General features: G+C 70.3%; 23 protein-coding genes. 9 read left to right on the forward strand and 14 right to left on the reverse strand.

Features of this window, described 5'->3' with window-relative positions:
• Positions 1–130: 130 nt before the first annotated feature.
• From AB0B28_RS14725 to AB0B28_RS14740, 4 genes are read right to left on the reverse strand one after another with little or no spacing between them, the layout of a single operon-like run.
• Positions 131–2,215, reverse strand: a complete 2,085-nt coding sequence (locus tag AB0B28_RS14725) for a sugar-binding domain-containing protein (protein WP_360120963.1) — start codon at positions 2,213–2,215, stop codon at positions 131–133.
• Between the two features lie 3 nt (positions 2,216–2,218).
• Positions 2,219–3,082 carry a carbohydrate ABC transporter permease gene (locus tag AB0B28_RS14730; protein ID WP_360120965.1) on the reverse strand — a complete coding sequence of 288 codons (864 nt, stop codon included), beginning with the start codon at positions 3,080–3,082 and terminating at the stop codon, positions 2,219–2,221.
• 2 nt (positions 3,083–3,084) lie between these two features.
• Complete coding sequence (locus AB0B28_RS14735) at positions 3,085–3,996, reverse strand: sugar ABC transporter permease (RefSeq protein ID WP_360120967.1); 912 nt, start codon at positions 3,994–3,996, stop codon at positions 3,085–3,087.
• Positions 3,993–5,351 (reverse strand): extracellular solute-binding protein, encoded by a 1,359-nt coding sequence (locus tag AB0B28_RS14740; protein ID WP_360120969.1) that lies wholly within the window; start codon positions 5,349–5,351, stop codon positions 3,993–3,995. The genes AB0B28_RS14735 and AB0B28_RS14740 overlap by 4 nt, the downstream gene beginning before the upstream one ends.
• Before the next feature lie 81 nt (positions 5,352–5,432).
• On the opposite strand from AB0B28_RS14740, the gene AB0B28_RS14745 reads away from it, so the two are divergent.
• From AB0B28_RS14745 to AB0B28_RS14755, 3 genes are all read left to right on the forward strand, one after another.
• Positions 5,433–6,449 carry a LacI family DNA-binding transcriptional regulator gene (locus AB0B28_RS14745; RefSeq protein WP_360120971.1) on the forward strand — a complete coding sequence of 339 codons (1,017 nt, stop codon included), beginning with the start codon at positions 5,433–5,435 and terminating at the stop codon, positions 6,447–6,449.
• Between the two features lie 288 nt (positions 6,450–6,737).
• Positions 6,738–8,390, forward strand: coding sequence for an RICIN domain-containing protein (locus AB0B28_RS14750; protein ID WP_360120973.1), 1,653 nt, complete (start codon positions 6,738–6,740; stop codon positions 8,388–8,390).
• Between the two features lie 288 nt (positions 8,391–8,678).
• Positions 8,679–11,036, forward strand: coding sequence for a discoidin domain-containing protein (locus AB0B28_RS14755; protein ID WP_360120975.1), 2,358 nt, complete (start codon positions 8,679–8,681; stop codon positions 11,034–11,036).
• A 97-nt stretch (positions 11,037–11,133) separates the two neighbouring features.
• Here the strand turns inward: AB0B28_RS14755 and AB0B28_RS14760 are convergent, their stop codons facing one another.
• The 6 genes from AB0B28_RS14760 to AB0B28_RS14785 form a co-directional block, all read right to left on the reverse strand.
• Positions 11,134–12,354, reverse strand: coding sequence for a glycoside hydrolase family 64 protein (locus AB0B28_RS14760; protein ID WP_360120977.1), 1,221 nt, complete (start codon positions 12,352–12,354; stop codon positions 11,134–11,136).
• A 144-nt stretch (positions 12,355–12,498) separates the two neighbouring features.
• Entirely contained in the window at positions 12,499–13,200 is a 702-nt protein-coding gene (locus AB0B28_RS14765) for an alpha/beta hydrolase (protein ID WP_360120979.1), read from the reverse strand.
• A 45-nt stretch (positions 13,201–13,245) separates the two neighbouring features.
• Positions 13,246–14,007, reverse strand: a complete 762-nt coding sequence (locus tag AB0B28_RS14770) for a hypothetical protein (protein WP_360120981.1) — start codon at positions 14,005–14,007, stop codon at positions 13,246–13,248.
• Between the two features lie 45 nt (positions 14,008–14,052).
• Positions 14,053–15,297, reverse strand: a complete 1,245-nt coding sequence (locus AB0B28_RS14775; protein WP_360120983.1) for a metallophosphoesterase — start codon at positions 15,295–15,297, stop codon at positions 14,053–14,055.
• A 3-nt stretch (positions 15,298–15,300) separates the two neighbouring features.
• Complete coding sequence (locus AB0B28_RS14780) at positions 15,301–16,041, reverse strand: SDR family oxidoreductase (protein ID WP_360120985.1); 741 nt, start codon at positions 16,039–16,041, stop codon at positions 15,301–15,303.
• Positions 16,042–16,069: 28 nt separating this feature from the next.
• A complete protein-coding gene (locus AB0B28_RS14785) occupies positions 16,070–16,477 on the reverse strand; it encodes a helix-turn-helix domain-containing protein (RefSeq protein ID WP_360120987.1) in 408 nt (135 codons plus the stop codon).
• Positions 16,478–16,565: 88 nt separating this feature from the next.
• On the opposite strand from AB0B28_RS14785, the gene AB0B28_RS14790 reads away from it, so the two are divergent.
• On the forward strand, positions 16,566–17,375 hold the full coding sequence (locus tag AB0B28_RS14790; RefSeq protein ID WP_360120989.1) for an NAD(P)H-binding protein: 810 nt from the start codon (positions 16,566–16,568) through the stop codon (positions 17,373–17,375).
• 40 nt (positions 17,376–17,415) lie between these two features.
• On the opposite strand, the gene AB0B28_RS14795 is transcribed toward AB0B28_RS14790, so the two are convergent.
• Positions 17,416–17,892 (reverse strand): NUDIX domain-containing protein, encoded by a 477-nt coding sequence (locus AB0B28_RS14795; protein WP_360120991.1) that lies wholly within the window; start codon positions 17,890–17,892, stop codon positions 17,416–17,418.
• Positions 17,893–17,932: 40 nt separating this feature from the next.
• Positions 17,933–19,117 (reverse strand): glycosyltransferase, encoded by a 1,185-nt coding sequence (locus AB0B28_RS14800; RefSeq protein ID WP_360120993.1) that lies wholly within the window; start codon positions 19,115–19,117, stop codon positions 17,933–17,935.
• Between the two features lie 187 nt (positions 19,118–19,304).
• Between AB0B28_RS14800 and AB0B28_RS14805 the strand changes: the two genes are divergently transcribed.
• Positions 19,305–20,123: an NAD(P)H-binding protein gene (locus AB0B28_RS14805; protein WP_360120995.1), complete on the forward strand. Its 819-nt coding sequence runs from the start codon at positions 19,305–19,307 to the stop codon at positions 20,121–20,123.
• 53 nt (positions 20,124–20,176) lie between these two features.
• Here AB0B28_RS14805 and AB0B28_RS14810 read toward each other — a convergent pair whose 3' ends face one another.
• Entirely contained in the window at positions 20,177–21,037 is an 861-nt protein-coding gene (locus AB0B28_RS14810) for an SDR family oxidoreductase (protein ID WP_360120997.1), read from the reverse strand.
• 122 nt (positions 21,038–21,159) lie between these two features.
• Between AB0B28_RS14810 and AB0B28_RS14815 the strand changes: the two genes are divergently transcribed.
• The 4 genes from AB0B28_RS14815 to AB0B28_RS14830 all read left to right on the forward strand — a co-directional run bounded on the left by AB0B28_RS14815 (position 21,160) and on the right by AB0B28_RS14830 (position 24,250).
• A complete protein-coding gene (locus tag AB0B28_RS14815) occupies positions 21,160–21,537 on the forward strand; it encodes a helix-turn-helix domain-containing protein (RefSeq protein WP_360120998.1) in 378 nt (125 codons plus the stop codon).
• 60 nt (positions 21,538–21,597) lie between these two features.
• Positions 21,598–22,722 (forward strand): PP2C family protein-serine/threonine phosphatase, encoded by a 1,125-nt coding sequence (locus tag AB0B28_RS14820; RefSeq protein WP_360121000.1) that lies wholly within the window; start codon positions 21,598–21,600, stop codon positions 22,720–22,722.
• A gap of 539 nt (positions 22,723–23,261) precedes the next feature.
• Positions 23,262–23,846 (forward strand): hypothetical protein, encoded by a 585-nt coding sequence (locus tag AB0B28_RS14825; RefSeq protein ID WP_360121002.1) that lies wholly within the window; start codon positions 23,262–23,264, stop codon positions 23,844–23,846.
• Complete coding sequence (locus tag AB0B28_RS14830) at positions 23,843–24,250, forward strand: hypothetical protein (RefSeq protein WP_360121004.1); 408 nt, start codon at positions 23,843–23,845, stop codon at positions 24,248–24,250. The genes AB0B28_RS14825 and AB0B28_RS14830 overlap by 4 nt, the downstream gene beginning before the upstream one ends.
• A gap of 59 nt (positions 24,251–24,309) precedes the next feature.
• Here AB0B28_RS14830 and AB0B28_RS14835 read toward each other — a convergent pair whose 3' ends face one another.
• Complete coding sequence (locus tag AB0B28_RS14835) at positions 24,310–25,254, reverse strand: aldo/keto reductase (RefSeq protein WP_360121006.1); 945 nt, start codon at positions 25,252–25,254, stop codon at positions 24,310–24,312.
• Positions 25,255–25,366: the final 112 nt, after the last annotated feature.

Consider the following 25,366-nt stretch of genomic DNA (forward strand, 5'->3'; position numbering starts at 1 on the left):
GTGGACGCACCAGGCGACGAGGAACGCGAGGACGGCGCCGGAAACGGCCGCACCGAACCCGAGGCCGAGCCCCAGGCCGAGGCTCTCGGCGAATCTCCGGCTTATGGGGCCGCGACGCAGCCCCGCCGACTCACTCCAAGCCCGGGACCGGAACCCCTTCGAACTCGCCCTTCCTTGCGCCCCTGCGGTTCGGCGGCTCCACTTCGCCCGCGTCCAGGAACGCCCGCGCCAGGACCCGGCCCTCCGCATCCGCGAACCACACCAGCAACCGCGCCGGACCGTCTACCGGCGGCACGACCACCTCAACCGCCTCGGACAATCTGAACGGCTCCGCCTTCACCGCCTCCGACACGCCCTGCGCCGCCGGAACCGCCGCGCCGAACGGCGCGCCCGCCGGGACCCATGCGACATTCACCGTGCCCGACACCGCGTTCGGGCCGTGATGCGACACGTGCGCACCGAACGCGAAGGCCTCTCGCGGCACCGTGATGTCCGCTCCGGCCGCCAGCGGCACGAGGTCGATCACCAGCACCGTGTCCGCGTTGACGTCGGCGGGAACGCACCCGCCCCAGTCCTTGCGGCGGCGGTTGATGTCGAGGAGGCCCGCCGATTCGTGCTCGACGTCGGTGAACTCCGTGTACACGTACCCGGCGAAACGATCATGGCGGCGCAGTTCCTGTGTCTCCCAACGCAAGTGCCAAGCACGCTCGAGGCTCGTGAAGCCCTCGCCGTACTCGCTGTTGACGATCGGGATGCCGCGCCGAGGCACTTCCGCAGAACCATAGAGCGACTTGTCCACGATGAAGTCAGGGCCGAGCCGCACCGGGAACGCGTCCTGCTCCCCCGAGGCGAGCCGCGCCATCGCGTCCTTCCAGCGCCCCAGATCCGGTTCGTAGTAATGCCAGTCGAGCAGGTCGGTGCGCACATGCGACCAACCCGAGTTCTCCACGATCGGCCGCGTCGCGTCGAGTTCGCGCAGGCGCTCGTACGCGTGCACGGCCGCCTCGGCGCGCGCCGTGCTGCCCGGGATGTCCCAGTCCAGGCCCCATTCCTCGTTGTACAGGCCCCAGATGACGATGCTCGGGTGGTTCCCGTCGCGTTCGACCATCGCCGGAAGCTGCGCCTCAAACGCGGCCGCGGCCTCGGGTGAGAACCGGCTCGGGCACGCCGGTTCGGCCCACACCAGCATCCCGGTGCGGTCGGCCTCGTGCAGCCACAGCGGCTCTTCGAACTTGAGGTGCTTGCGCACCAGGTTGTAGCCGAGGCCGCGCGCCAGGTCGAGCTCGCGCAGCAGCGAGGCCGCGTCAGGCGCGGTCAGGCCCGTGTCGGGCCAATAGCCCTGGTCGAGCACGCCTCGCATGTAGACGCGTTCGCCGTTGAGGTACAGCTCCTCGCCGCGAGTCTCGAAGTGGCGCAGGCCGGTCGTGGCCGTCACGCGGTCGGCGGCCTCGCCCGAGCCGGTGATGACCTCGACGCGGTACAGGTGTGGGTGGTCGGGAGACCAGAGCTTGGCGTCGGGGATCTCGATGCGGCCCTTGGCGGTCCCGTCGCGATCGGAAGTCAGGGCGATCGAAGGTCCATTCTCGACTGAAGCCACGACGGCCGCACCGGCCGGGGCGTCGCCCTCCAATTCCACCGTCACGTCGATCCCGGTGAGACTGTCCCCGCGCAGCACCACCGACCGCGCGTACGTCCGGCCGCGGGCCTCCAGCCACACCGTCTGCCAGATGCCCGACGTGGGCGTGAACGACACGCCGTCGTAGTCGTCGCGCGGGAGCGAACGCTGCTTGCCATGCGGGATCGCGCGCTTGTCGGCCGGGGCCGAGACCTCGACCTCCAGCTCAGCGGGCACACCAGGGGCGAGCAGGTCCGTCACGTCGAACTCGAAGGACTCGTAGCCGCCCGAGTGCTGGCCGACGAGCTTCCCGTCGATCCGCACCGCCGCGTGGTGGTGCACCGCCCCGAACGACAGCACCACGCGCGAGCCCGACCACTCATCGGGCGCGGTCACCGTGCGGCGGTAGGTGCCCCGTTCGAGCCAGATCCGCCGCACCCCCGAAGCCTCGCTCTCCCAGGCGAACGGGACCGTGATCGGCCCCTCGTGGCCCTCGGCGGCGAAATCCCAGCGGCCGTTGAGGTTCAGCCAGCGCGCCGAGCGGTCGCGGTCGGGCCGCGGGTATTCGGGGCGGGGGACGGAGGTCTCGGGTGGAGTCATGGGTCAGCCCTTCACGCTGCCGGCGAGGATGCCGTTGATGAAATGCCGCTGGAGCAGGATGAACAGCACCAGCAGAGGAATGAGTGCGACGGAGCTCGCCGCGAGGAGTTCACCGGTGACGGTGGCGTAGTCGGCCCCGATCCGGTTGCCCGTGATGTTCTGCGCGAGCGTGGACAGGACGACCTGGAGGGTCGACATGCGCTCGGAGTTCGCCGCGACCACGGGCCACACGAAGTCGTTGTAGATGTTCATGACGGTGAGCACGCCGAGCCCGGCCAGGCCGGGGCGGATCACCGGGACCACGACCCGCCAGAAGATCGCGAACTCGCCGCAGCCGTCGACGCGGGCGGCGTCGAGCAGTTCGTCGGGGACGGCCGAGATGACCTGCCGCATCCAGAAGATCGCGAACGCGTCCACCGCCCCGGGCAGGATGAGCGCCTGGTAGGTGTTGACCCAGCCGAGCTCCTTCATCTCCAGAAGGAGCGGGATGATGAGCACGATCGTGGGCAGCATGAGCGTGATGAGGACGGCGCCGAAGACGAGGTTCTTGCCGGCCCACTGGTACTTCGCGAACGCGAACGCCGCGAGCGGGGCGAAGAACATCGTGATGGCGCCCTTGAAGAGCAGCACGATCGCGGTGTTGACGAAGCCCTGGCCGATGGGCACGTCCTGGAACATCGCGGTGTAGTTGTCAAGGGTGAACGTCGTGAAGTCGAAGGCGAGCGGGTTGCGGATGATCTCGTTCGCGGGCTTGAACGCCGAGAGCAGGGCCCAGGCCACGGGGGCGAGGAAGGCGACGAGCAGCAGCGCGAGGAACAGGTGCGAGCCGATGCGCGGGCGCTCGCGGCGCGGGGAGTTCGCGGTCATCGTCAGTCCTTCGCTCGCAGGAGGCGCACGAACAGCAGCGACAGGGCCATCACGAGGACGACCAGCAGGAACGAGTTCGCCGCGCCGGTGCCGAGGTCCGCCCGGGTGATGTGGTTGTAGAGGTAGTACCCGGCGGTGGTGGTGGAGTTGTACGGCCCGCCTTGGGTGACGACGAACGGCTCGGCGAACATCTGGAACACCGCGAGGGTCTGGAGGACCGTGACGAACATGAGGGTGCGCCGCAGGAGCGGGACGGTGATGCTCCACAGTTGGCGGGTGCGGGACGCGCCGTCGAGGGCGGCGGCCTCGTAGATCGAGCCGTTGATCGACTGGAGTCCCGAAAGCATGATGATCACGATGAACCCTGTCGTCTTCCACAGGAACAGCAGCGCGAGGGTGGGTTTGGCCCAGGCGCTGGTGGTGAGCCAGCCGATCTCGGGGACGCCGAAGACGCCGAGGAGCGCGTTGACCGCGCCGTAGCGCTGGTCGAACAGGACGACCCAGATCTGGGCGACCGCGACCAGGGGCGTCACGAACGGGACGATGAAGGCCACGCGGTACAGGCCCCGCAGGCGCAGCTTCGCGGAGTTGAGGAGCACGGCCACGAGCACGCCGAGGGCGAGCTGCACGGGGACGATGAGGAGCCACAGGACCGCGGAGTTGCCTAGGGAGGACCAGAATCCGGTGCTGGTGAGCAGGTAGGTGTAGTTGTCCCAGCCGACCCACGTCGCGGCCCCGGTGCCGCGCCAGTCCGTGAAGCTCAGGCGGGCGGTGAAGTACAGCGGGTAGACGCTGAACGCGAGGAACACGGCCACGAACGGGGCCACGAACACATACGGCGCGAGGCGCCTGCGCATCCGGGGCCCCGCGATGCGGCGCCGGGGCCGGGCGACATGGGCGGCTGCGGCGGTCACTGGCGGTCGACCAGGTTCGTCTGGATGGCGTCGCTGGACTCGGCGAGGACCTCTTGAGGGGTGAGGTCGCCGTCGAGCATGCGCTGGAGGTCGTTGCCGAGGTAGTCGACCGCGCCGGCCCACCAAGCGGGCGTGGGCGCGCCGCCGGGGATCTGGGCCCCGGCCTCGGTGGCGACGGCCCACAGGTCCTGGCCGCCGAGCGCTTCGATGGGCTCGTACAGCGGCGCGGCCGGGTCGGCGGCGGGCAGGTAGCTGGGGATCGAGGTGGTGAGCCCTTCGGGGTAGATGTCGTTGGGTCCCCACACTGCGGTGTAGCCGGCCTCGTCGAACATGAGGAACTCATAGAAGAGCCAGGCGAGGTCGGCGTTCGCGCCTTCCTTGGGGAGCACGAACGAGGAGCCGCCCATCGCGCCCGAGCGGGGGCCGCCTGAGTCCCAGGCGGGCAGTTCCATTGCGCGCCAGTCGCCTGCGGTCTCGGTGAGGAGCTGCTGCGGCGCGAAGCTGAACCAGATGGCCCAGGGGTAGAAGACCTGGTTGCCGTTCTCGAGTTCGGCGATGTCGGTGGGCGTCAGGTATTCGGCGCGGGTGCCGAGGCCTTCGGACCGGACGGTGTCGAGGAAGGTGAGGATGCGCTCGAATTCGGGCGTGTCGAGGCGCAGCTCCCCGTCGGCGTCGGCGATGGAGGTGCCGAGCTGGCTCGCGTACATCTCCAGTTGGAGCTGGCCGAGGAACGCGGACTGCTCCAGGTGGATCGGCGCGGATCCGGGCACGGCGGCCTGGTAGTCGCGGGCGGCCTGGAGCAGGTCGTCGTAGGTCTCGATCGCGGCCGGGTCGATCCCGGCGGCTTCGAGCGCGGTGGCGTTGTAGAACAACAGGCCCGGGTCGAGGTCGAAGGGCACGCCGTAGACGCCGCCGTCGATGGTGTTGACGTCGAGTTTCTGCGGCGCGATGTCGGCCTTGTAGGGGGCCAGGACTTCGCTGAGGTCCCACAGGTAGTCGGCGAAGCCGCCGATCTTGGCGTCGTCGAGGAATACGCCGTCGGGCACTTCGGTGCCGGTGATCAGCGTGTTCTGGAGCTTGGCGTCGATGTCGACCGCGACGTGGTTGACCTTGATGCCGGGGTAGGCCGCGTTGAAGTCGGCGATGACGCCTTCGAAGACCTCGAAGAGGTCCCCGGAGCGGTCCCAGATCGTGATCTCGCCTTCGGGCTTGTCGGCGGTCGGGGCTTTGAGCAGGCTGGACGTACCGGAGTCGTCGCCCGAGGTGATGTCGGGGCCGCATGCGGCGAGGGGTGCCGCGGCGGCGAGGCCGGCGGTGGCGAGCACGGCCCGGCGCCGGAGGAGATGGCGAAGCATGAACACTCCCTTGTGTGATTTGCCAACGTGTGCAAAATCTAGCACCCCTTTGCCGACGTTGCAAACGGTAGGATGGACCTTATGCCGGCAACACTTCGCGACGTCGCCGATCTGGCGCAGGTCTCAGTCCGCACGGTCTCCAACGTGGTGAGCGGTTACGCGCACGTCAGCGAGCGCATGCGCCAGCGCGTGCTGCGCGCCATCGAGGAGCTCGACTACCGCCCCAACCCCGTGGCCCGCACGCTCCGCACCGGCCGCACGGGCATGCTCGCGCTCGTGGTGCCCGAGATCGACGTACCGTACTTCAGCGAACTGGCGCGGGACGTGATCGACGCGGCCGCCGAGTTCGGATATCGGGTGATGATCGACCAGACCGGGCACGACCACGAGCGGGAGCGTCGCCTGCTCATGGGCGACGACCGCACGATGCTGTTCGACGGCATCCTGTTCAGTCCACTGGTGACGAAGTCGGAGCTGCTCGACATGCACCGCTCGAAGCACATGCCGCTGGTACTGCTCGGCGAGCACGAGTTCGACGGCCGGTACGACCATGTGGCGATCGACAACGTGCGGGCCGCGAGGGACGCGGTCGAGCACCTGATCGCGATCGGTCGCACCAGAATCGCCGCGATCGGCGCGCAGCCGATGGAGGAGTACGCGACCCCGCTCCAGCGTACGGCCGGATACGAAGCGGCCCTGGAGGAAGCGGGCCTCGAACCGCTGCCGGGATTCGCGACGGCGGCGGCGCGCTACAGCCGCCCGGACGGGTACGAGGCGGCGAAGGCGCTGCTGGAGGCCTCGCCGCGGCCGGACGCGATCTTCTGCTTCTCGGATCTATTGGCGGTGGGCGCGATGCGGGCGGTCTTCGACGCGGGCCTGAGCGTCCCCGAGGACGTGGCGGTGATCGGCATAGACGACATCGAGGAGGGCCGCTTCGCGCGGCCTTCGCTGAGCACGGTCTCCCTGGACACCCCGTTCATCGCAAGGGAAGCGGTCCAGCGGATCACGGCCAGAATCGAGAACCCGGAGACGCAGGCGGAGGAGATCGTGGCCCCGCACCGCCTGGTGGCGAGAGAAAGCACCCTCGGAACGGCCTAGGCCCGCTGCGGGCGAGGGAATGTCGGTCCCTCGCGCGATCATTGATTCGGGGGCGGCCGAATTCCGACACGCCCGACCGCGGGGTACGCAACCACCCGAACATGTCGTACCCGCCCGCGATCATTTGAACCGGGGGTGCTTGCGTCGCGACACGCCCGACCGCGGGGGTCGGGGCCGCCGCCCCAATTCGCCTCCCCCGCTCCTCTTGCAACGTCGGCAAATTGCTGGCATGGTGTTTGCAACGTCTGCAAAGCCGCAGACGCCTCATCCTCAGGAGGCACCCCCATGATGGGAATCAGACAATCGGCACGACGGATCGGCGCGTTGTTCGCCGCCGCCGTGCTCGCGATGGCGAGCGTGCAGGCGCTCGCCGCCGCTCCGGCCGCCGCCGCGCAGCCGGGCTCGGTGCTCTACTCCCCCGACCTCGGGACCTTCCCGAGCGGGACCGCCGGATATCCGCGCGCGATCGGGCTCGCGCACGACGGTTCGGCGAACGAGACCATGCTCGCCACCTTCGCCAAGGGCGGCCACAACGCCCCGACCACGCTCCCGATGTACCGCAGCACCAACGGCGGCCAGAGCTGGAGCCAGATCTCCGAACTCGGCTCCAACACCCCCGGCTGGGACCTCGAAGCGCCCACGCTGTTCGAAGTCCCGCGAAACATCAACGGCCTCAACGCGGGCGACATCCTCGCCGCCGGAACCGCTTGGGACGTAGGCGACTACACCTCGCAGAAGGTCGAGGTCTTCCGCTCCACCGACGGCGGGCAGACCTGGCAGTTCCGCTCCAACTGCACCCAGACCTCGGGCGAACCCAACGGCTGGGGCCACGGCATCTGGGAGCCCACGTTCCTGGTGGCCGACAACGGGACCCTCGCGTGCTTCATCTCCGACGAGCGGCCCTCCGGCGGCGCGACCAACAACCAGAAGATCGGCCACTACACCTCCACCGACGGCGGCGTGACCTGGAGTTCGTCCATTCAGGATGACGTGGTGTTCCCCGCCGACAACCTGCTGCGACCCGGCATGCAGACCTTCGCCGACCTGCCCGACGGGCGGATCGCGATGAGCTACGAGCTGTGCCGCGACGCCACCGACGCCGACCACGCGTGCGAGGTCTACGTCAAGTTCAGCGACGACGGCCTGAACTGGGGCCCGCCCGGCGACCGCGGGACCCTCGTGCAGACCTCCGACGACCGCGAACTCCTGCACACCCCCTACATCTCGTGGGTGAGCGGCGGCGGCCCGAACGGGACCCTGCTCATCTCCGGCCAGCGCGTCGTGGCGGGCCCGACCGGGAACAAGACCGTGCTCGAAGAGTCCGGCACGGTGCTGTTCGCGAACCGGAACCTCGGTGCGGGCGACTGGTTCGAGGCCACCACACCGGTCACTGTGGACCCCACCGGCGGTTACGGCGCGGGCGTGCCCTCGTGCCCGGGCTACTCGACGCCCGCGATCCCGCGCGAGGACGGCACGAGCTACCTGTACCTCGCCGCGACCTGGCTCGGGCAGGGCAACCAGTGCGAGCTGCGGTTCGGGATCGGCGAGATCCCCGGCCCGACCGGGGCGATCACCAACCCGCAGAGCGGGAAGTGCCTCGACGTGGACACCAACACGGCCGTCAACGGGAACGCGGCGCAGCTGTGGGCGTGCGGGACCGCGAGTGGCCAGGACTGGTCGGTCAACGGCGACGGGACCGTGCGCGCGTTCGGGAAGTGCCTGGACGTGGACGCGCAGGGCACCGCGAACGGCACGCCGGTGCAGATCTGGGAGTGCAACGGCTCCGGTGCGCAGCAGTGGATTCCACAAGGGAACGGTTCGCTCCTGAACCCGCAGTCGGGGCGCTGCCTCGATGTGCCACAGGGGAACACGGCCGACGGGACCAAGTTGGCGATCTACGACTGCAACGGGTTGTGGACGCAGCAGTGGTCACTGCCTTAGGGCGGAGCACTGACGGCCGCGGGCGCAGGGCGCTCGCGGCCGTCGGCGCGTCCACGGGTCAGCCTTCGACGGATCGAAATGTGTCGTTGACAATTCGGACATGAACGGTTAGGCTCCAAGGCGAAAGGTATAGCGCTAAACCTATCTCCAACAGCGCGAATGCCACCGCTTTCCTGCTGCCGAAGGCGCGCTGCGGCGTGCCCTCGGACCGATGCCGCCGGGCCTCCCGGCGGCGCACCGTCATCGAGGCAACCTACCGATTCCCCGGAAGGACGCAGTGACCCGATCATGAAGGACCACCGAACAACTCCGAACCTGCGGCGGGCGCTACCGTTCGCCGCGGCGCTCGTCGTCGGCGCCGGAGCGCTCACGACCGCCGCCATGGCCACCGCCGACCCGGCTCCGGCCGCCGCGCCCGCGCTCTCCGTCTTCGACGTCGAGGGCCGCGGGGCCGACGTGCCGTTCATCGAGATCGAGGCCGAGAACGCCGCCACCAACGGCACGCTCATCGGCCCCGACAGCACCTACCAGACCCTCGCGGGAGAGGCCTCGGGCCGCCAGGCCGTCACGCTCGACGCCGTGGGCGAGTACGTCGAGTTCACCCTCACCGAACCGGCCGACGCGATGACCCTGCGATACTCGATCCCCGACAACGCGCAAGGCACCGGCATCGACGCCACAATGGACCTCCAGGTCGACGGAACCTCCGTGCAGGACCTGCCGGTGACCTCGCGGTACGGGTGGTTCTACGGCTCCTACCCGTTCACCAACGACCCGGGCGCGGGCGGCGGCCACCACTTCTACGACCACGTGCGCACCACGTTCGACCAGCGCCTCGACGCCGGGACGAAGGTGCGCGTCCAGGTCGACTCCACCTCTGCCGCATCGTCGTTCACGATCGACCTGGCCGACTTCGAGACCCTGCCCGACCCGGTCGCGCAGCCCGCGGGTTCACTGTCCGTAGTGGACTTCGGGGCCGACCCGACCGGGCAGGCCGACGCGACCGCCGCGTTCCAGGCGGCCGTGGACGCAGGGAAGGCCCAAGGGGCCGAGGTCTGGATCCCCGAGGGCGAGTTCCTGCTCTACGACCACGTGATCGTGGACGAAGTGACCGTGCGCGGGGCCGGGCCCTGGTACTCCGAGGTCACCGGGCGCCACCCCACCGACCGCTCCAAGGCCGCCGGGTTCTACGGCAAGTACGTGAACGAAGGCGGGCCCAGCACCGGAGTCGTGCTGCGGGACTTCGCGATCCTCGGCGAGATCACCGAGCGGGTCGACGAGGACCAGGTCAACGCCATCGGCGGCGCGATGAGCAATTCGCTGGTCGAGAACCTGTGGATCCAGCACGTCAAGGTCGCGGCCTGGATGGACGGGCCGATGGACGACTTCCACATCCGCGACACCAGGATGCTCGACCTCACCGCCGACGCGGTGAACTTCCACATCGGAGTCACCAACTCCAGTGTGGAGAACTCGTTCATGCGCAACACCGGGGACGACGCGCTCGCGATGTGGGCCGAGAACGTCAACAACGTCGGGAACTCGTTCGTGGGCAACACGATCGTGCAGCCGATCCTCGCCAACGGGATCGCGATCTACGGCGGCAAGGACATCACCGTCTCCGACAACGTCATCGCCGACACCATGAGCAACGGCGGCGGCATCCACGTCGGGAACCGCTACCCCGGCGTCAACGCCGGGCAGGGCACCGACGTGCAGGGCACGTTCACGTTGGCGCGCAACACCCTCATCCGCACCGGCAACACCGATTACAACTGGCCGTTTCCGGTCGGGGCGCTGTGGTTCGACGCCCGCACCGGCGACATCGACCGCGCCACCATCAACGTGACCGACACCGACATCATCGACTCCACCTACGCGGCGATCCACTTCGTCTCGGGCACCACCAAGGGCGTGGTCCTCGACGACGTGCGGATCGACGGGACCGGCACGTTCGCGTTCCAGTTCAACGACCCCGCCGAAGTCTCGGCCACCGACGTGACCGCGACCCGGATCGGCTTCGAGGAACCGGTCTACGCGTGCCTCTCAAGCATCGTGATCGAGCAGGGCGGCGGGAACTCCGGCTGGAACGAGGACCTGCCGGACACGTACTGCGGACCCTTCCCCGAGCCGAACCTGCCCGGCGAGGGCGGGCCGACCGAGGACCCCACCGACCCGACCGAGGATCCCACGGAAGACCCCACCGAGGACCCGACCGACCCTGGTGAGGGCGGGAACCTCGCGCTCGGGAAGACCGTGACCGCCACCGGCCACGCCGACGTCTACACCGCGACCAACGCCGTCGACGGGAACGCGAACAGCTACTGGGAGAGCGCCAACAACGCGTTCCCGCAGTCGATCACGGTCGATCTCGGTGCGGCGCGGGAGGTCGGCGAGATCGTGCTGGCCCTGCCGCCCTCGGCCGCGTGGGAGGCGCGCACCCAGACCGTGGCAGTCGCCGGATCGACCGACGGAACGCAGTACGACCAGATCCTCGCGTCCGCCGAATACGCGTTCGACCCCGCGACCGGGAACACCGTCACGATCGCGGTCGACGCGCAGACGCGATACCTGCGGCTGACCTTCACGGCCAACACCGGCTGGCCCGCGGCGCAGGTGGCCGAACTGGAGGTCTACGGGCCCTAACTCGGGTCCGAGATATCAATAGAGAGACCGATATAAAACACATGAAACCGGCCGCGCCTCACGGCGCGGCCGGATCAGCCTCTCAGAGAGCGCTCTCTCACGTGACGGTCAGCGTCCACCTCGACGGGTTGCCGTCGTAGGCGACACCGGACTGGTCCGGGGTGTTGTCCGGGGTCACGTCGTCGTACGGGAACGCGTACCCGATCGGCGAGTTCGCGTGCACGGCGCGCGCGAAGTGGTTGGTGATCGAGTTCTGGTAGTAGTCGCCGATCCCCGGGCCGTTCGGCTGGTCGGCGCCATTGTGGATGGTGCTGCGGTTGAACGCCGCGGCGAGCCTCGCCAGCGCTCCCTTCTTCGAGTCGTTGTCGCCGGGGTTGTTGGTGAACGGGCCGTGGTTGCAGGTGAACACGTCCCAGGACCCGGGCTTGGAGAACGTGGACCCGTCGTCGAAGACGAGCGTGTCGCCGTTGACGCGGCCGGTGATGACACCGCGCCCGCCCTGGAGGTCGATCCGCAGGTCGGTCCCGCGGTAGACGTCCCAGACCTGGTCGGCGTAACCCTCCCAGTAGCCCGCGAACGGCATGTTCGGCTGGCCCACATGGGGTGCCATGACGTTCTGCGGGGACATGACCCGCAGGATGCCCGAGTCGCCGTGCATCACGAGGTCGCCCCACGGCTGGCCGTCGCGGCCGGACTGGGCTTCGAGCTCGGCGGCGATGGCCTCGACCGCGCCGTGCGGCAGCGGGGCCACCGAGTGGTCGCCGTCGCCTTGGAGCCGCATCCCGATCGGGAGCGCGGTCACCAGGTCGACGTAGCTGATGTTGGCGAACAGCTGGACGTCGTTGAAGGTGAACTCGCAGAACGAGACGATCTTGCCGAAGTTCGTGTCGGCCTCGTTGTGCAGCGCGGGCTCGACGAGCGCGGGTCCGGGGTTGACGTAGAAGTCGAGTGTGGACTCGCGCACGAAGTAGACGCGCGCGCCGTACATGCGCGGCAGCGTGACGGTGGTGGTCGAGCCGGGCGATCCGAGCGGGATGGCGCAGTCGACCGGGAGCGGCGTGTTCGGGCCGCCGGGCTCCTCGATGTAGTAGGGGCCCTGCCCGGCCCGCAGGAGCATCATCCGGTCGGTGCCGAACTCGCGGCCGGTGACGTAGGCGTTGACCGAACCGGAGTCGGTGTCGTTGACCAGCGCGAGCTCGCAGGTGAGCGGCGAGGCCGAGGCGCTGGGGACGGTGAGCGAGCTCCACCAGGGCGAACTCGCCGCGGCGGCTCCCACCGCGAGCGCGCCCCCGGTGAAGACGGTCCTTCGCGAAACCATGTACAACCCTCCAGACATGTAGGGATTGATGAATTTGGATGAGATTAACATGGTTTGTTTACCGAATAAAGGGGCAATTGCGCGCAATGCGGCCACCGCCCGGAACGCAAGGGGAGCAAACGCTCCGGGCGGCGGTGCGAGGAGTCAGGCTGGGCCGACCGCGGTGAGGATCGCCTCGGCGAGTTCGGCGGGCTTGGTGAACTGGGGCCAGTGGCCCGTGGGCAGGTCGACCAGGTCGGCGTGCTTGACCGCGGCGAGCTCCTTCGCGAAGGGCGCGCCCTGCTCGATCCAGGCCCGGACCGTGGCGCTGGCGAACTCGCAGCAGATCACCGTGATCGGCACGTCGTAGCGGCGCTCGTCGCCCAGGACCCGCAGGTCGAAGGCCACGCCCTTGGGCGTGGGGATCGCTCGGGCGCGGAAGGATTCCCGCAGTTCAGGCGTGAGGTCGATGAGGTCCTCCTCCTCGAACACGTTCCAGTCGGGCAGCGGGATCTCGCCGTCGACCACCGGCAGCTCGTCGTTGATGGGCCCTCCGGGCCCCATCGGGGCCGAGTCGACGTAGACCACGCGCGCGATCCGGTCGGGCCGGGCGTCGGCCACCGCATGGGCGACCGCGCCGCCGCCGGAGTGCCCCACGAGCGCCACGGGGCCCTCGATGGCGTCGACGGCGGCCACGACCGCGGCCACGTGGTCGGCCAGGCCGATCCCACTGCGGTCGGCCTCCCGAGACTCCATGCCCGGCAAGGTGAGCGGATGCGCCCGGTGCCCGGCCTTCTCCAGCGCCGGAGTGACCTCGCCCCACGAGGAGGCGTCGAGCCAGAAACCTGGAATGAGGATGATGTCCATCCCCGGACCCTAACGGCGGGGTCCGACATCCCGGCCCGTTCGCCGCTACTCCCCCGAACCGAGCATCGGGACCGGTTCACCGGTGGTGTCGCCGTCGTGGATCGCGAAGACCTTCCAGCGGGTCTTCGGACCGGGCGGGCCGGACGGGATCATCACGTGCCAGCGGCTGCGCGACAGCGGCGGAGCAAGGAACCCGCCTGCGGCCTCGGGGCCGAACAGCTCCTCGCTCGGCAGGACGCCGATCGTGGTGCGGTGCAACCGGACCACGCGGTCCCGGGTCTCAGGGTCGGCGAGGGCGGCGTTGATCCAGGAGTCGAACGCGGCGTGGAGGCGGGCGGCCTGGGCCTCGGACAGGTCGGCGTCGATGAGCACCCACGCCGGTTGAAACTGCTCATGGCCGACGTCGAGCGAGGTCAAGAACGCGCGGGCGGTGATCCCGTGCTTGGCGAAGCGCTCGTAGGCGCGCTGGTACGCGTTCGCGCGGGTGCGGAGGTCCCAGACGAGCGTGGCAGCGGCCGCCGCGGTGAGGACCCCGGCGAGGACCAGGAGCGCGGTGCGGCGGGCCTCGGCGGAGAGGTCGAACAGGTTGCCGGTGCCCGGGACCGCGGCGTAGATCGCGCAGAACACCGCGAGTCCCAGCAGCAGGGCAGGCCCCTGCCAGCGCGGGCCGCGCAGGTCGACGTGGGCGGTGAAGTCGTCGAGGTCGGCCACGGCGGGGGCCGTCTCCGGCGGGAGCGCCGGGGCGTGTTCGGCTGCGTCCCAATGGTGTCGCGGGGAGCCCGGTCGAGAGGCGAGGGGTTCGTCCATGGCCGCCAGTCTAGGCGCGGTGCGGCGGGGCCGCAGGGGTCGATTTCAGGGGGCGCGGAGGGTCATGACCGTGATGTCCGAGGCTGCGCCGACGCGGATGGGCGGGCCGTTGGTGCCTGCGCCGTTGGTGACGTAGACCTGGGTGTCGCCGTGGCGTTCGAGGCCGGTGAGTTGGCCGCTGCGGATGCGGGAGGCGTAGTGGACGGGCCACATCTGGCCGCCGTGGGTGTGGCCCGAGAGCTGGAGGTCGACGCCGTAGCCCGCGGCGCCGCGGATCGCGTTGGGCTGGTGGGCCATGAACACGAGCGGTCGGGCCGGGTCGCGGTCGCCTAGGGCCGCTTCGTAGTCCGGGCCGGTCTCTCCGGCGATGCCGCGCTGGTCGACGATGAGGTCGTTGATGCCCGCGAGGTCGAATCCGGCCAGTTCGACGCGGGTGTTGGGCAGGCCGGTCATGCCCAGTTCGGCGACCCGGTCGTACCAGGCGTCGGCGCCCACGTAGTGCTCGGCGTTCCCGGCCACGAAGAACGCGCCGTCGCGGGCTTGGAGATCGGCGAGCGGGTCGGTGGCGTCGCGGATCTGCTCGGCCTCGTTGCTGGCGAGGTCGCCGACGAACGCGATGAGGTCTGCTTGGGCGCGGTTGACCTGGTCGACGACGCGTTCGCAGTAGCCGCGGCCGCGGATAGCCGAGAAGTGGGTGTCGCCGATGACGGCGATGCGGTAGCCGTCGAAGCGGCGGTCGAGCTTGGGCAGGACCACCGAGACGGGTTTGAGCCGCGGCGTGCGGTAGCCCTCGTAGAGGCCGGTGCCGACCGTGGCGGTGGCGACCGAGGCCGCTCCGACGCCGATGGCCCGGGAGAGGATTTTGCGTCGAGTGTGGACGGCAGGTTCGGGTTCGGGTTCGGGTGCTTTCCCTCTGGAGCGCAGGCGGGTCGCGAGTGCCCGGAGGTGCGAGAAGAACTCGTCCCGGGCCTCGCCCTTGCGGCGGAAGAGCAGCCAGCGCAAGGCCTCGCCGATGACGAGCAGTCCGAAGAGGTAGAGGAAGACCCCGAACCAGATCAGGCCGGGCCAGCCCACGAAGGCCTGGAACGCCAGCGGCGCGTCCGAGGGCGTGAAGAACCGCGCGAGCAGCCCGAGCAGCGCCAGGACGCCGAGGATCACGGCCCCGACCGGCCGCCACGGGGAGCCCTTCTCGGTGGTGTCGCGGCACAGCCGCCACCACAGGTAGTAGTGGAGCGCGGCGAAGCCGACCGTGACCGCGAGGAACCGGATCACGAACCCCGCGAGGGCCATCCGCTACCGACCCGCCAGAGCGCCGCCGTTGGACTGGATGATCTGGGCGGTCACGTGCCCGGCTTCGGGCGAGGCGAGCCAGGCCGTCAGCGCGGCGATGTCGCCGGGGGTGCCGGGGCGCTTGTCGTCGGTCTGGTCGATGAGCGTCGCGCGGCGCTCAGGGGACATGGTCGTGCCGAAGAACTCGGTGTCCTCGATGTAGCCGGGGGCGATCACGTTGGCGGTGACGCCCCTCGGGCCGAGCTCGCCGGAGAGGTCGATCGCGTAGGGGTGCAGGGCGGCCTTGGCTCCGGCGTAGCTGCCGGAGCCCGAGCCGCGGTAGGCGGCGATGGAGCTGAACAGGACGATGCGGCCGCCGTCGCCCAGGAGCGGTTTGAGGCCTTCGACGAGGTGGACGGCGGTGAGGACGTTGAGGCGCAGGTTCGCGTCCCACTCCCAGGAGGCGCGGTCGAGCCCGGTCAGGCCCTCGGGGACGGCGCGGCGGGCCGCGTTGCCTCCGGCGTTGGCGACGATGACGTCGACCGAGCCGTGGTGCTCGGTCACGTGGGCGGCGACGGCGCGGGCGCCTTCGACGGTGGCGAGGTCGGCGGCCACGTAGGTCGCGCCGAGGGGCTTGGCGGCTTCGGCGAGGACGTGCTCGCGGCGTCCAGTGAGGACGACTCGGTCGCCTTGGGCGGCAAGTCGTTCGGCGATCGCCAGGCCGATGCCGGTGCCGCCGCCACTGATGACTGCTGTTCGCGTCATGAGGTGTCTCCTTCGGTCCCGGCCGACTCTAGCGCGTGGCCGGTCCCGAGCCGGTGCGCTCGGCCTGTTCGGCGCAGAGGTTCTCGGCGTTGGCGCCGATCCAGCGGAACATGTCGACCAGGCGCACGCTGACGCCGCGCCCGACCTCGTTGAGGCCGTAGGTGACCTTCGGGGGCACGGTGGGTTCGACCTCGCGCCAGACCAGGCCGTCGCCGGCGAGGTCGCGGAGGGTCTGGGAGAGCATCTTCTCGCTCACGCCCTCGATGCTGTCGCGCAGTTCGAAGAAGCGCTTGTCGCCTTCATTCAGGGCCAGGAGGACCCAGATGCCCCAGCGGCTGGTGATGTGGTCGAGCACTCCCCTTGCGGGGCAGTCGGAGTGAAACACCTCACTGAACTCGGCGGGCGTGGTGGCCGTGGCCTGATTTCCTTCCGGCATGTCAGGAGCTTACCTCAAGGTAGGCCCTTCCTGAAAGTTAGTTTCGCTTCTACCTTGGGGTTCGCAACGCACATCGAAGGGAACCACCATGATCGTCGTCACCGGAGCCACCGGCAACATCGGCCGCCCGCTCGTCGCCGCGCTCGCCGCACGCGGAGAGGAGGTCGTCGCGCTCTCGCGCGGGGAGGCCGAATTCCCCGCGGGAGTCACGCACCGCAAGGCCGACTTGGCCGATTCGTCCACACTCGACGCCGCATTCGCCGGGGCCGACCGGATGCTCCTCCTCCCCCGCTCGGCGAACCTCGACCTCACACCGGTCGTCAAGGCCGCCAAGGCCGCCGGCGTCAAGCGGATCGTGCTGGTGTCCTCGCAGCGGGCCGTCACCCGCGAGGGCGCCGACCAGGACGAGCCGCCGGTCGTCGAGTCCGGTCTGGAGTGGACGCTCCTGCGGCCGGGCGGGTTCGCCAGCAACGCGTATCTGTGGGCCGACTCGATCCGCGCCGAGCGTCGCTTCGCGGCGCCGTTCGGCGACGTGGGCCTGCCGGTCGTCGACCCGGTCGACATCGCTGAGGTCGCGGCCGCCGCGCTCACCGAGGACGGGCACGCCGGGAAGGCCTATGTGCTCACCGGCCCCGAGCTCATCACGCCCCGCGGCCAGGCCGCGGCGATCGCCGAAGCGATCGGGGAGCCGGTCGAGTTCGTGGAGCAGACCCGCGAGGAGGCTGCCGCGGCCTTCGGCGCGTACTACCCGCCCGAGGTCGTGGAGGGCTCGCTGGAGGTGCTCGGCAACCCGAACGAGGCCGAGCAGACCGTGAGCGGGGACGTGGAGCGTGTGCTCGGCCGGGCCCCGCACACGTTCGCGGCGTGGGCGAAGCGCAACGCGGCGGCCTTCCGCTGAGGCGCGCGCGGTTCGCCCTCACCGGGCGGACCGCGTCTTTTCACTTCTGCGGCAAGGCGACCGGCAGGCCTACCTCGAATCCGCGGAGGGCCCGTTCAAGGTACACGTCCATGTCCCAGTCGATGCCCGCGGATGCGACCGGGCGGAACTCGCAGCGCATCCGCATGCCGCAGTCCTCGTCGGCGCTAGTGATCGTGTGGTCCCACGCGTCCCGCGAGTCCTCGGTGCGCAGCCAGCTGTAGCTGGTGACCTGGTAGCCGTCGGGGTATTCATCGCCGCGGGCGAGCTTGTTGCCCAAGACCTCGCCGAACACGAGGCCGCGAACCCCGGTCTCCTCCAAGGCCTCTCGGATCGCGGCCTCGCCGATCGTCTCGTGCGGGAGGGCGCCGCCGCCGGGGACCTGGACGCCCGCTTCGGGCGAGTCCTGGTGGAGGATCACCAGGACTTCGGGGCCGCTGGGAGTCTGCCGCAGAACATAGGCCGCCGATCGCTGGCGGAACCGTAGGATTTCACGCATCGGGCGAGCCTCGCAAAGTCGGCGCCGAGCGGCAACGCGATTAGGCGCGCAGCAGGTCGGCCGCGATGCGCGCGCCGTCGTCGGTCATGGTCGCGGCGACCGCCTCGGCTCGGGTGCGCATGTCGAGCGCCGATTCGATTGCGGCGGTGAGGGTTCTGGGGGTCACACGGGTAGCGGTGAGCGCGCAGCCGATGCCGAGGTCGGCGACGCGGGCGGCCCAGTGGGGCTGGTCGGCGATCTGGGGCAGCACCACCTGGGGTGTGCCTGCGCGTGCGGCGGCGGCGGTCGTGCCCGCTCCTCCATGATGGACGACGGCGGCGATGCGAGAGAACAGCGCCTGCTGGTTGACCTCCCCCACCGAGACGCAGTCGTCCGCGTCGTCGATCGGGCGCAGGTCGGCCCAGCCACGGGCGAGGACCACGCGGTGGCCCGCGGCGCGGGCCGCGGTCACCGCGACCCGGGCGACCTCGTCTGCCCCTCGCATGGGGATGCTGCCGAAGCCCACGTAGACCGGCGGCGGCCCGGCGGCTAGGAACGCATCGAGCTCGGGCGGCAGCGGGCGCGCGTCGGGAAGGACCCAGCGGCCGGTCTGGACCGCGTCGAGGTCGGTGGGCCGCCAGGGGTCCAGCACCGCGTCGGAGGCCAGCAGAGGGCTGGGACCGAAGACGTGGTCGCGCACGTTCCGCAAGGGCGGCAACCCGATCAGGGCCCGGTGGCCGTTGACGGCGGTCCCGAAGAGCTGCTGCATCACCACGGCGTCGTAGCCCCAGAGGACATGGCGGTCGGTGGTGCCCGCGGGCAGCGCTCGGCCCGGCCTCGGCAGCGGCGGATGGTGCCGCGAGGGCAGCGCGGTCGATTGGAAGCTCACGTGGCGGTACCGCGGACCGAGCGCGTCGGCGGCCGAACGCGCGGCCGCGACCACGGGGAACATCCCGGTGGCGACCATCGCGTCGCAGTCGGCGGCCACCGATGCGATGGTGTTGAAGCTCGCCGCGATGAGCGAGGCCGTGTCGCGCGGTACGGGGGCGGCGGCGCTGACCCGCCTGCGGACCGGTTCGCCGAGCGGCAGGTGCAGCAGGCCCGCTCGCTTCAGGAGCGCCGCGAACTCCGCGTCGAGTGGGGCGGCGACCATGACGTCGGCGCCGGTCTCCTTGAGTCGCAGGCCGAGAGCGCACATCGGCTCCACGTCGCCGCGCGACCCGTACGCCACCAACAAGACCCGCACCCGATCCCCGCCGTTCCCCTTCCGGCAACCTGCCTGAAGAGCCATAGTGCGACGTCGATGCTCGCGGTCTTAGGACCTGCGGCGTAGGTGCGGCTGCGGCGTTGGTCCGATGGCAGGCCCCAGAGGGGCTCTTAGGTTTGGGGCACGGGGGATCGAGCAGCGGTTCTCCGCACGCGAGGAGGACGAGATGACGATTCTGGTGACCGGAGCGACGGGCAACGTGGGCAGGCACCTGGTGGAACAGCTTGCCGCCGAAGGGCATTCGGTGCGGGCCTTGGCCCGGAATCCGGATGCGGTGCGGTTCCCCGCGGGCGTGGAGACCGTCGCAGTCGACCTGACGGACCTCGCGAGTGTCGAACGGGCGCTTGCGGGTGCGACCGGTCTGCACCTGCTCACCGCCCTCGGATCGACCAACCAGACCATCCCGGACAGCGTCGCGCTGCTCGAAGCGGCGGCGGGGGCCGGGGTACGCCGGGTCACGACGTTGTGGAACGGGTACAAAGGACCGGTCGAGGAGGCCGTCGAGGCCAGCGGTCTGGAGTGGACGCACGTGCAACCGGGCGAATTCATGTCGAACGCGGCGGTCTGGGCCGAGGAGATCAAAGCCGAAGGCGTGGTGCGGGAGGCCTTCGGGCACATCGCACACGCTCCTGCGCACCCGGCCGACATCGCGGCCGTGGCCGCCACCGCACTGACCACAGGGGAGCACGCCGGGCAGGAGTATCGGCTGACCGGGCCCGAAGCGCTGCCGGTGCCCGCGCAGGTCGAGGCAATCGGCGCGGCGATCGGACGCGAACTGCGGTTCGAGGCGCTCACCGAGGAGCAGGGCAAGCAGCGCATGCGCGACATCGGCATGGAGGACGAGGCGATCGACTACGTCATAGGATGGCGCGCCGATCCTCCCAAGTGGACGCTTGAGCCGTCCGACCTGGTGGAACAGGTGACCGGGCGTCCGGCGCGGACCTTCGCACAGTGGGCCGAAGAGAACACGGCGGTGTTCAAGTAGCCAACAGGAAACCGGGCGCGGCCCGCAGTGCGCTGCGGGCCGCGCCGCCTGCATCAGGACGCGTTCAGGCCCTGCTTGACCGCCTCCGACAGCGGCGTGGTCGGGCGGCCGATGAGCTTGGCGAGGTCACCCGAGCGGCCCGCGAGGAGGCCTCGGGAGATCGCGTCGTCGACCCCGACCAGGATCACCGCGAGCGGGTCGGGCAGGCCTTGGCCGACCATGATGCCCCGCAGCTCCTCGCCGGGGATGCGGTTCACCGGGAAGTCGGCGCCGGTCTGGCGTTCGACCTCCGCGCTGAACTCCTCGAAGGACCAGGCCTCGTCGCCGCTGAGCTCGTACTCGCGGTTCTCGTGGCCCTCGGAGGTCAGGACCGCCACGGCGGCCGAGGCGAAGTCGGCGCGCGAGGCGCTCGCGACGCGCGAACCGGGCGCGGCGCTGGTGGTGAACGCTCCGGAGTCCAGGGCCGCGGCCAGGTCGCTGGTGTAGTTCTCGTGGTACCAGCCGTTGCGCAGCAGCACGTACGGCAGCCCCGAGTCCAGGAGGTACCGCTCGGTGATCTGGTGCTCGCGGGCGAGCTCGAAGTCCGCGGCCGGGCCGCCGAGGATGCTGGTGTACGCCAGCAGCGCCACGTCGGCGGCCTTGGCCGCGTCGATCACGGCGCGGTGCTGCGGCACCCGCTTCCCGACCTCGCTGCCGGAGACGAGGAGGACCTTCTCGCCGGGGCGGAACGCGTCGGTGAGCGAGTCCGGGTCGTCGTAGTCGGCCACGCGGACCTCGACGCCCAGCTCGCCGAAGCGGGCGGCCTTCGCCGCGTCGCGCACGACTACGGCGATCTGTTCGACGGGGACCTGGTTGATCAGACCTTCGACCACGAGCGTGCCGAGGTGGCCGGTGGCTCCGGTGACGACGATCATGTGCTGGCTCCTTCAGGCTCGACAATCATACTTTCAAAATGAAAGCACATTCTGAATGAAAGTACCATCGTTTTGAAAGCACAATCTCCTCCCCGGAGGAGGCCCGGAGGTACCATCGCGCCATGAGCACCAGCCCCACCGAGTTCCAGGTGACCGCCAAGGACTGCGACTCGCGAGTCGTCCTCGACCACGTCACCGACCGCTGGGGCACGCTCATTCTCCTGGTCCTGCACGAGGGCCCGAAGCGCTTCAGCGAAATCCGGCGCGCCGTCGAGGGCATCAACGAGAAGGCCCTCGCGCAGAACCTGCGCCAGCTCGAACGCGACGGGATCCTCGCGCGCCTCGCCTCCGACGGGTACCCCTCGCGCGTCGAGTACCGCCTCACCGACCTCGGCCGCACCATCGAGGGCCGCCTTCGCGACCTGGTGCTGGACCTGTACGAGTCCATGCCCGCGATCCTGGACGCCCACGTCGAATACGACGCGCGTCATTCGTCCTAAAGGTTCGCCGAACCTGCCCGAAACCGCAGGTCGTGAGCGTTCCTCGCCTAGAATCGGGCAATGGCCGCGCAGGTCCCGCGCAAGAGCGCACTGCGGCCGGGCACGGCTATCCCGCTGTGGGTCCGGCTGCTGCCGCTCGGGGCCCTGTTCGGGGCCTCCGCCCTCCAACTGTTCCGCCCCGACCCGCTCCACGCGGGCATCGCGATGGCCGTGGTCCCGGTGCTCGCCGCGTTCGTCATGGGCCCGTTGTGGACCGCCATCATCGCCGCGCTGGCCCTGCTCGTGGTCGCCGCTCCCCTGCCGGTCTCGCGCCGCTTCGACGGCGACGACATCGTGGTGGTCTCCATCGTGTTCCTCACGGCCGTGGGCATCTCGTGGTTCCGCCAGAGGTTCGAGGCGAGCCTGGTGACGGTGATCAGCGTGTCCGAGGCCGCGCAGAAGGCGGTGCTGCCCGATCTGCCCGAGCGGGTCGGGGACCTGACGTGCGCTGGGGTCTACCACTCGGCCCAACGGGGCGCGCGGATCGGCGGCGACCTGTTCGACCTGCGGCCGAGCCCGCACGGGACGAGGCTGATCCTCGGCGACGTGCAGGGGCACGGGCTCGACGCGGTGAGCACGGCGTCGATGCTGCTCTCGGTGTTCCACGAGGCGATCTTGGACGAGGAGGAGCTGGGCGAGATCGCGTGGCGGCTGGAGCGGCGGCTGCTCGGCGACGCGGCGGAGGGGTATGTGCCGGAGCTGTTCGCGTCGGTGCTGCTGGCGGAGTTCGCCGAGGACACCGACGAAGTGCGGCTGCTCTCGTGCGGCCATCCACCACCGCTGCTGCTGCGAGGTGAGAGCGTCGAGGAGGTCGACCTCAAGCCCGCCCCGGTGCTGGGCCTGCGCCTGGCCGACCCGGTGCGCCCGGGCGAGGGGACCACGGTCCCGTTCGGGGCGGAGGAGACGCTCCTCGCGTTCTCGGACGGCCTGGTCGAGGCCCGCGACGCCGACGGCCGGTTCTATCCCCTGGCCGCCCACCTGCACGGCCTGGTGGTCCCCGCTTCGCCGCGAAAGCTGGTCGAGTTCGTATGGGAGGACGCGACCCGCTTCGCGACCCGCATGCCCGACGACGTGAGCATCCTGGCGGTCACGAGACTGGGCGAAGCCGAACGGGAGACCGAGGCGACGGAGAAGCCGAGCGGCTGAACGGGCCCGCGGCTTCGGCGCGGTCCGAAGGTGGGGGCGATGGCGGCCAGTGCGAGAAGCGAACCCCGAGACGCCGAACCGGCCCGCCGCCAAGCCCCTCCGACTCGGTTCGCACCGCTCACGCCGCGACAGCGTCCCGCCCCGGTCGCGACCAGCGAACCCCACGATGCCGAACCAGCCCGCTGCCTCGACCTTCCGCCCCGCACTGCCCCTCGCGTGGCGCGGCAGCGTCCCGGACCCGTCGCGACCGGCGAACTCCGCCAAGCCGAAGCAAACCGCCGCCTCGTCTCCCGACTCGGACCGCACCCCGCACCCCGCACCCCGCACCCCGCACCCCGCACCCCGCACCCCGCACCCCGCACCCCGCACCCCGCACCCCGCACCCCGCACCCCGCACCGACCACGGCTCGCATCCCTCGCGCCCATCCTTGCCCCCTCCCCCTCGCGGGGGAGGGCTTCGCGGCGCGAGGGGGAGGCGTGCCGCATCGGTGCGCGCGATGCTCGGTCGGGTGGGGTTCCACCTAGATAAGGAGCGTCGTATGGCCACTGTCGGATTCATGGAGCGACTGCACGGGCGGACCGCGGCGGGGGTGCCGCGTTGGGCGGTGATCGCCGCGTACGTCACGGCGCTGACCGCGCTGCCGTCGGGGATCTGGCGGATCGCCGCGATGGTCGGCGGCGTGCCGCTGCTGGAGCTGGACCCCGCGATCCGGCAGGGCACGGGCGCGCTGTCGGAGGGCCCGTGGTGGTACGTGATCCCGCTCAGCGTGGTCACCGAAGCGCTCGCGTTCCTCGCGATCGGGCTGGTCACGGTCTGGGGCGAGGTGTGGCCGCGCTGGATGCCGGTGCTGCGGGGCCGCCGGGTGCCGGTGGCGGCCGCCGTAGTGCCGGCGACCATCGGCGCGACGATCCTGATGGCGCTCCCGTACGTGCTGGTCATGTTCGCCCTGGGCATGGGTGTGAACGGCGAGCCGTCGCGGCTGGTGGTCAACAGCTGGCAGGTGGCCGTCTTCTGGATCGCGTACGGGCCGCTGGCGCTGTGGGGCCCGCTCTTGGCGGTGCTCACCGTGCACTACTTCCGGCGGCGAACGGCCGCACCGGCGCTGGTCCGGTGCCCGGCATGAGACTGGAGGAGACGCCGCGCTTCGTCGACGAGCACCGCCTCGCGATCGCCGCGCCGCGCGAGCGGGTCTGGGAGGCCCTGGAGGCCTACTGCGACTCACTGGTCGCCAAGCGCGCGATGCCCGTGGCGTGGCTGCTGGGGACCGAACCGAGCGCGGGATTCGGCATCTCGGGCCGGTTGCCCGGGAAGCGCTTGAACCTCGACGGACGCCACCGGTTCTCGCGGTACCGGCTCTCGTTCGCGCTCGAAGGGTCCGGGGAGCGGACCGTGCTGGCCGCGTTGACGTTCGCGGACTTCCCGGGGCCGCACGGTCGCGCGTACCGGGCACTGGTCATCGGCAGCCGCGCGCACGCGGTGGCGGTGCGGCGCATGCTGCGCGCGGTGAACCGAAAGGCGGTCGGCTGAAAAGACTTTCTTCGAACCAGGAAACGCTGAGGGCCCCGGTGTCGGGGCCCTCAGCGGGTTCAGGCGCAGACGACGTCCGAGAGCGAGGTCAGCTCGTCGGCCTCCTCGGCGGAGAGGTCGAGTTCGACCGAGGCCAGGAGCGGGCCGAGCTGGTCGGCGGTGCGAGCCCCGGCGATCGGGGCGGCGATGCCGGGCCGGGAGCGGACCCACGCGAGGGCCACGGTCCCGATCGCGACGCCGCGGGCGTTCGCGATCTTCTCCAGCTTCTCGATGATCGCGAGCCCTGACGGATTGAGCTGCTTGGCGGCCGAGCCGCCGCGCACGCTCTGCTCCAGGTCGGCCTCGGTGCGGTACTTGCCGGTCAGGAAGCCGCTCGCGAGCGCGTGGTAGGGGAAGGCGCTCAGGTCCTCGCCGACGGCGAGGTCGCGCAGGCCCGGCTCGAACGTGCCGCGGCTGACGAGGCTGTACTTCGGCTGGAGCGCCACGGGACGGGCCGCGCCGGTGCGCTCGGCGATGTCGAGCCATTCGCGGACGCGCTCGGGGCTGTAGTTGGAGATGCCGACGTGGCGCACGCGGCCGTCCTTGACCAGGTCGTCGAACGCGGCCACGGTCTCTTCGAGCGGGGTGTCGTGGTCGTCGAAATGGGCGTAGTAGAGGTCGATGACGTCCACACCGAGGCGCTTGAGGGAGGCCTCGGAGGCGGCCTTGACGTTGGGCCCGGACAGGCCCTGGTACTGCGGGTGCTGGGAGACCTTGGTGGCGACCAGGACGTTCTTGTCGCGGTTCTTGGCCAGCCAGGTCCCGATGACGGTCTCGGACTCGCCGCCGGAGTTGCCGGGGGCCCAGGCGGAGTAGGAGTCGGCGGTGTCCACGAGGTTGCCGCCCGCTGCGGCGAACGCGTCGAGCACCGCGTGCGCCTCGGCCTCCTCGGTGTTCCATCCGAAGGTGTTGGTGCCCAGGACGAGCGGGTAGATCTCGATGTCGGTCCGGCCGAGCTTGGCCATGTGAGCCTCCATGTGTCGGTGCTTCCCGGGACGTACGGGGCCGCCTCGGCGACTCGGTTCGCGAGTCGGTGTCCGTCGGCAATCCTGCCACGCGTCCCGGGAGCACCGCGCC

It is taken from the genome of Glycomyces sp. NPDC046736 (assembly GCF_040645615.1).
Taxonomy (GTDB): Bacteria; Actinomycetota; Actinomycetes; order Mycobacteriales; family Micromonosporaceae; genus Glycomyces.